This is a genomic window from Streptomyces sp. Ru73, from assembly GCF_002920575.1.
Classification (GTDB): Bacteria; Actinomycetota; Actinomycetes; order Streptomycetales; family Streptomycetaceae; genus Streptomyces.
This window is the reverse complement of the sequence record NZ_PQSQ01000035.1, coordinates 59,710-66,663: the sequence shown is the minus strand read 5'-3', so window position 1 is coordinate 66,663 and position 6,954 is coordinate 59,710. Positions and strand designations below refer to the sequence as shown.

Here is a 6,954-nt window from a genome sequence, read left to right as displayed (position 1 = left end):
AAGGACAGGGCGCTCGGGGACGGGCTCACCAAGTGGGCCTGGCGGCTGGCCGTGATCACCCTCGGCTTCCCGCTGATCGCCAACTCCTGGGGCTGGATCTTCACCGAGATGGGCCGTCAGCCCTGGGTGGTCTACGGCGTGCTGCGCACCTCCGACGCGGTCTCCCCCGGCGTCTCGCAGGGCGAGGTGCTCACCTCGATGATCGTCTTCACCGCGCTGTACGCGATCCTCGCCGTGGTCGAGGTCAAGCTGCTCGTGAAGTACGTCAAGGCCGGACCCCAGGAGCTGTCGGAGTCCGACCTCAACCCGCCCACGAAGATCGGCGGCAACGACAGTGACGCCGACCGGCCGATGGCCTTCTCGTACTAGGAGGCAGCTGTGCACCTTCACGACGTCTGGTTCGTCCTCATCGCCTTCCTGTGGACCGGGTACTTCTTCCTCGAAGGATTCGACTTCGGGATCGGCGTCCTCACCAAGCTGCTCGCCCGTGACCGGAGCGAGCGGCGGGTCCTCATCAACACCATCGGCCCGGTCTGGGACGGCAACGAGGTGTGGCTGATCTCCGCGGCGGGCGCGACCTTCGCGGCCTTCCCCGAGTGGTACGCCACGCTCTTCTCGGGCTTCTACCTGCCGCTGCTGCTGATCCTGCTCTGCCTCATCGTGCGCGGCGTGGCCTTCGAGTACCGCCACAAGCGGTCCGAGGAGCGCTGGCAGCGCAACTGGGAGAACGCGATCTTCTGGACCTCGCTGCTCCCGCCGGTGCTGTGGGGCGTTGTCTTCGGCAACATCGTGCGCGGCGTGAAGATCGACGCCGCCAAGAACTACGCCGGGTCCCTGCTCGACCTGCTGAACCCGTACGCGATTCTCGGCGGCCTGGCCATGCTGGCGCTGTTCACCTTCCACGGCGCGGTCTTCGCCTCGCTGAAGACGGTGGGTCCCATCCGGGACCGGGCACGCGTCACGGCGTCGTTCCTCGGCATGATCGCCGCCGGGCTGGCGCTGGTCTTCATGGTCTGGACGCAGATCGACAGGGGCGACGGCAAGAGCCTGGTCGCGCTGGTCGTGTCGGCGGTCGCGCTGCTCGCCGCGCTGGTGGCGAACATGTTCGGCCGGGAGGGCTGGTCCTTCGCCTTCTCCGGCGTCACCGTCGCGGCCCTGGTGGCCATGCTGTTCCTGACGCTCTTCCCGAACGTCATGCCCTCCTCGCTGAACGAGAGCTGGAACCTCACGGTCAGCAACGCCTCGTCCAGTCCGTACACCCTGAAGATCATGACCTGGCTGACGGTGTTCGCCGCCCCGCTCGTGGTGCTCTACCAGGCATGGACGTACTGGGTGTTCCGCAAGCGCATCGGCACCCAGCACCTCGCCGACGCCCACTGATCCCCTTCCGTTACGCACCTCAGGACGGATGTTTCACGTGAAACCGGTCGACCCGCGCCTGCTTCGATACGCCCGTGCCACCCGCTTCTTCCTCGCCGCGGTGGTGGTCCTCGGGCTTGCCGGAGCGGGCCTGGTCATCGGCCAGGCGATGCTCATCGCCGAGGTCGTCGTCGGCGCCTTCCAGCACGGCCGCGGCCTCGGTGAACTGAGCACGCAGGTGCTGCTGCTCGCGCTCGTCTCGGTCGGCCGGGGGCTGGTCTCCTGGCTGACCGAACTGGCCGCGCACCGGGCGAGCGCCGCGGTGAAGTCCGAACTCCGCACCCGGCTGCTGACGAAGGCCACCGGACTCGGCCCCTCCTGGCTGGGGACCCAGCGCACCGGCGAGCTGACGACCCTCGCCACCCGCGGCATCGACGCGCTCGACGACTACTTCGCGCGCTACCTGCCGCAGCTCGGCCTCGCGGTCGTCGTGCCCGTCGCCGTCCTCGTACGGATCGTGACCGGCGACTGGATCTCCGCGGCGACCATCGTCCTCACGCTCCCGCTCATCCCGCTGTTCATGATCCTCATCGGCTGGGCGACCCAGTCGCGGATGGACCGGCAGTGGAAGCTGCTGACCCGGCTGTCCGGGCACTTCCTCGACGTCGTCGCGGGGCTGCCCACGCTGAAGGTGTTCGGCCGGGCCAAGGCCCAGGCGGACGCCATCCGCACCATCACCGGCGAGTACCGCCGGGCCACGCTGCGCACCCTGCGCATCGCCTTCCTGTCCTCCTTCGCCCTGGAACTGCTCTCCACGATCTCGGTCGCGCTGGTCGCGGTCGGCGTCGGCATGCGGCTCGTCAACGGCGACCTGGACCTCTCCACCGGGCTGATGGTGCTGATCCTGGCGCCCGAGGCGTATCTGCCGCTGCGGCAGGTGGGCGCGCAGTACCACGCGGCGGCCGAGGGTCTGGCCGCCGCCGAGGAGATCTTCGCCGTACTCGAGACCGGGGCGACCGCCGGACGCGGCGGTACGCGCGAGGCGCCCGCCGGCACCGGGATCACCGTGGACGGCCTGGTCGTACGCCACCCCGGGCGCCCCGGACCGTCCCTTCCCGAGACCTCCTTCGAGGTGGCGGCGGGGGAGACGGTCGCCCTCACGGGCCCGTCCGGCGCGGGCAAGACCACGCTGCTGAACGTGCTGCTCGGCTTCGCAGCGCCGGCCGCCGGCCGGGTGCTGATCGACGGCGTGGACCTCGCCGAACTCTCCCCCGACAGCTGGCACCGCCGGATCGCCTGGGTGCCGCAGCACCCGTACCTCTTCGCAGGCACCGTCGCCGAGAACGTACGGCTGGCCCGCCCGGACGCGGACGACGCGGCCGTACGCGCCGCGCTGCGCGACGCCGGCGCGCTCGGCTTCGTCGACGCGCTCCCCGACGGCCCCCACACCCGCCTCGGCGAGTCCGGCGCCGGCCTCTCCGCCGGCCAGCGCCAACGCCTCGCACTCGCCCGCGCGTTCCTCGCCGACCGCCCGATCCTGCTCCTCGACGAGCCCACCGCCAACCTGGACGGCGCCACGGAAGCCTCCGTCGTGGCCGCGGTACGCCGCCTGGCCAAGGGCCGCACGGTCCTCCTGGTAGCCCACCGCCCGGCTTTGCTGGAGGCGGCGGATCGAGTCGTACGTATATCGGGAAATGGCAATGCTCCTGCACTCGCCGGGACGACGGGAGGGACCGGGGCGGAGGGGGTGACTGTCGGACGTCAAGCGAAGCAGTCCGACAGTCACCCCCGGAGCCCCGGGCCCGCCACCACCCACGTCGCCGAGGCGAAGACCCGGGCACCGGCCCTGTCCCGCCTCAGGCGGCTGGCCGGCCCGCACCGCACCCGCTTCGCCCTCGCACTCCTCCTCGGCAGCTGCGCACTGGCCAGCGCCGTGGGCCTCATGGCCACCTCCGGCTGGCTGATCTCGCGGGCCTCGCAGCACCCCCCGGTGCTGTACCTGATGGTCGCGGTCACCGCGACCCGCGCGTTCGGCATCGGCCGGGCCGTCTTCCGGTACGCCGAGCGGCTGGTCGCGCACGACGCGGTCTTCCGGATGCTGGCCGACATGCGGGTGGCGGTCTACCGGCGCCTGGAGCGGCTCGCGCCCGCCGGGCTCCGCGACCGCAGCCGCGGCGACCTGCTGTCCCGGCTGGTGGCCGACGTGGACGCCGGGCAGGACTACTTCCTGCGCTGGCTGCTGCCCGCCGGCACGGCCGTCGTCGTCGGCGCGGCCGCGGCCGGCTTCACCGCCTGGCTGCTGCCGGAGGCGGGCGCGGTGCTCGCCGCCGGACTGCTGCTGGCGGGCGCGGGCGTACCGCTGGTCTCCGGCGCCCTGGCCCGGCGGGCCGAACGGCGGCTGGCCCCGGCGCGCGGCGCGCTCGCCACGCGCGTGGTCGACCTCCTCACCGGCACGGCCGAACTCACCGTCGCGGGTGCCCTGCGGGAGCGGCTGGCCGGCACCCGGCGCGCCGACCGCGACCTCACGGCGGTCGCGTCCCGGTCTGCCGCAGCGGCCGGAGCCGGCGCCGGGCTGACCGCGCTGCTGACCGGGCTGACCGTCGCGGCCGCGGCGGTCGTCGGCGTGCAGGCCGTGCACGACGGCCGGCTGAGCGGGGTGAGCCTGGCGGTGGTCGTGCTGACGCCGCTGGCCGCTTTCGAGGCGGTGGCCGGGCTGCCCCTGGCGATGCAGTACCGGCAGCGCACCCGGCGCGCCGCCGAGCGGATCTTCGAGGTGCTGGACGCGCCCGCGCCGGTACGCGAGCCGGCCGAGCCGGTGGCGGCGCCCGAGTCGCCGTTCCCTGTGGTGGTGAGCGGGCTGACGGCCCGCCACCCCGGGCAGCACCGGCCGGCCCTCGACGGCGTGGGCTTCACGCTCGCGCCCGGCCGCCGGATCGCGGTCGTCGGCCCGTCGGGCTCGGGCAAGACCACCCTGGCGCAGGTGCTGCTGCGCTTCCTGGACCGCGAGGCCGGTACGTACACGCTGGGCGGGGTGGACGCGCAGCAGGCGGACGGTGACGCGGTACGGCGGCTGGTCGGGCTGTGCGCGCAGGACGCGCACCTCTTCGACAGCTCGGTGCGCGAGAACCTCCGCCTCGCCCGTACGGACGCGGCCGAGGCCGACCTGTGGGACGCGCTGGAGCGGGCCCGGCTCGCGGACTGGGTGCGCGGACTGCCGGACGGGCTGGACACGCTGGTCGGCGAGCACGGCGCGCGGCTGTCCGGCGGGCAGCGGCAGCGGCTGGCGCTGGCCCGTGCGCTGCTGGCCGACTTCCCCGTGCTGGTGCTCGACGAGCCCGCCGAGCATCTGGACCTGGCCACCGCCGACGCGCTGACCGCCGACCTGCTCACGGCGACCAGCGGCCGGACGACCGTGCTGATCACGCACCGGCTCGCGGGCCTGGAGGCGGTCGACGAGATCCTCGTCCTGGACGAGGGACGCGTGGTGCAGCGCGGGCCGTACGAGGAACTGGCCGCGGCCGACGGCCCGTTCCGCCGGATGCGGGGCCGGGAACGCGCGGCGGATGCGCGGTACGAGGCGGCGGGCGCCGCGCGCTGACGAGTGCGCCGGCCGCCGCGCCCGCGGCGCCGTACGTCCGCGCAGCGCACCCGGTCGAATGCGACTTTCCCTGGCAAACCTCGCTTATTAGGCTCGGGGCATGTCAGACACGGCAGGAACGGCGTACGGGCCGGGCGAGCCGGCGGAGGGACCCGCGCAGGGGCCGGACGCCGACACCATGGACGCCGCGACGGAGGCCACCCGCAGCCTCCAGGGCGTCGCGCCCCAGATCACCGCCCGGCTGCCGCGCCTGCTGGAGGCCATGCGGACCGTCGGCGCCGGGCTGGACCTGCACGTCACGCTGGACCGCATCGTGCAGACGGCGGCCGAGCTGGCCGACGCCCGGTACGCGGCCATCGGCATCGTCGACCAGGCCCGCGACGGCCTGTCGGACTTCGTGACGTACGGCGTGACCGCGGAGGACCACCGGCGCATCGGCGCGCTCCCCGACGGCCACAAGGGCCTGCTCGGCGCGCTCATCCACGACCCGCGGCCGCTGCGCCTGGCCGACCTCACGCAGGACCCGCGCGCGGCCGGCTTCCCGCCGGGGCACCCGCCGATGCGCACGTTCCTGGGGGTGCCGATCCGCGTTCAGGGCGAGATCTTCGGCAACCTCTACCTGACCGAGAAGAACGGCGGCGGCGAGTTCAGCGAGGGCGATCTGCACATGGTGCGGGTCCTCGCGACGGAGGCGGGCCTGGCGATCGGCAACGCCCGTATGCACGCGGCGGCCCGGCAGCGCGAGCGCTGGATCGACGGGGCGGCGGCCGTCACCACCGCGCTGCTCGCGGGCAGCGACGTGGACGAATCGCTGGCCGTCGTCGCCGAACAGGCCCGTCGGCTGGCGGACTCCGCCGCCGGGATCGTGCTGCTGCCCGTGGAGGACGGCGGGCTGGAGATCGTGGCCGCGGCGACGGACGACCCGTCGCGCATCATGGGGACGCACATCCCGCCCGACAGTCCGGTGACCGCCACCCTGCTCGCCGGTGAGCCGGTCTTCGTCGAGGACTCGGCGACCGATCCGCGCATGGTCACCGAGGTGGCGCCGTACTTCGGGCCCAGCATGATGCTGCCCCTGAAGAGCGGCGGCCGCGTCCTGGGCACCCTCGCCACCCCGAGGGCGCGCGGCGCGCGGCAGTTCACCCCGGCGGAGCGCACGCTGGCCACGCAGTTCGCCGCGCAGGCCGCGCTGGCGCTGGTCCTCGCGGACGCGCGGCGCGACCGCGAGCGGCTGGCCGTCTACCAGGACCGCGACCGGATCGCGCGCGACCTGCACGACCTGGTCATCCAGCGGCTGTTCGCCACCGGGATGATGCTGGAGGGTGCGGCGCGCAAGGCCGTGGTGCCCGAGGTGCGGCGGGGCGTCGGCAAGGCGGTCGACGAGCTGGACGTGACGATCCAGGAGATCCGTACCGCCATCTTCGCGTTGCAGCAGGGGCCCGCCGAGGCGCCCTCGGGGCTGCGTACTCGGGTGCTGCGCGAGATCGGTACGGCGGCGGTGCCGCTGGGCTTCCAGCCGGCGGTCAGCTTCGTCGGCCCGGTGGACGCCAGGGTCGGCGAGTCGACCGGCAAGAACCTGGTCGCCGCGCTACGGGAGGCGCTGTCCAACGCCTTCCGGCACGCCCACGCCTCCCGGATCGAGGTCGTCGTGGACGCCACGGCCACGCTGCCGGACGGGCGGGACGCGGTGCGGCTGACGGTCGCGGACGACGGGGTGGGCATCCCGGAGGGCGGCCGGCGCAGCGGACTGAAGAACCTCGCCCGGCGGGCCGAGGCGCTGGGCGGCTCCAGCACGTACGGGCCGGGGCTGGGCGAGGAAGGGACGGGCACGATGGTGACGTGGGAGGCGCCCCTGTAGGGCGATGCCGTCAGCCGCCCGTGTGGGCGGTGGACTCGCTGTCCCTGTGGGTGGTGGATTCGCTGCCCCTGTAGGCGGTGGGATCGCTGTCCCTGTAGCTGGGGGAGCCGTCTCCTGCAGGGGGCCGGGCCGCGCCCTC

General features: G+C 73.7%; 4 protein-coding genes. All 4 read left to right on the top strand.

Going from position 1 to position 6,954, the window contains the following annotated elements; genetic code table 11:
• Positions 1–369, top strand: a 369-nt coding sequence (locus C3486_RS17440; RefSeq protein WP_146075009.1) for a cytochrome ubiquinol oxidase subunit I, incomplete at its 5' end; no start/stop codon positions are given.
• Between the two features lie 9 nt (positions 370–378).
• Positions 379–1,380 (top strand): cytochrome d ubiquinol oxidase subunit II, encoded by a 1,002-nt coding sequence (cydB, locus tag C3486_RS17435; RefSeq protein ID WP_103833628.1) that lies wholly within the window; start codon positions 379–381, stop codon positions 1,378–1,380.
• A gap of 28 nt (positions 1,381–1,408) precedes the next feature.
• Complete coding sequence (cydD, locus tag C3486_RS17430; RefSeq protein ID WP_258052834.1) at positions 1,409–4,957, top strand: thiol reductant ABC exporter subunit CydD; 3,549 nt, start codon at positions 1,409–1,411, stop codon at positions 4,955–4,957.
• Between the two features lie 178 nt (positions 4,958–5,135).
• A complete protein-coding gene (locus C3486_RS17425; protein WP_103833626.1) occupies positions 5,136–6,815 on the top strand; it encodes a GAF domain-containing protein in 1,680 nt (559 codons plus the stop codon).
• Positions 6,816–6,954: the final 139 nt, after the last annotated feature.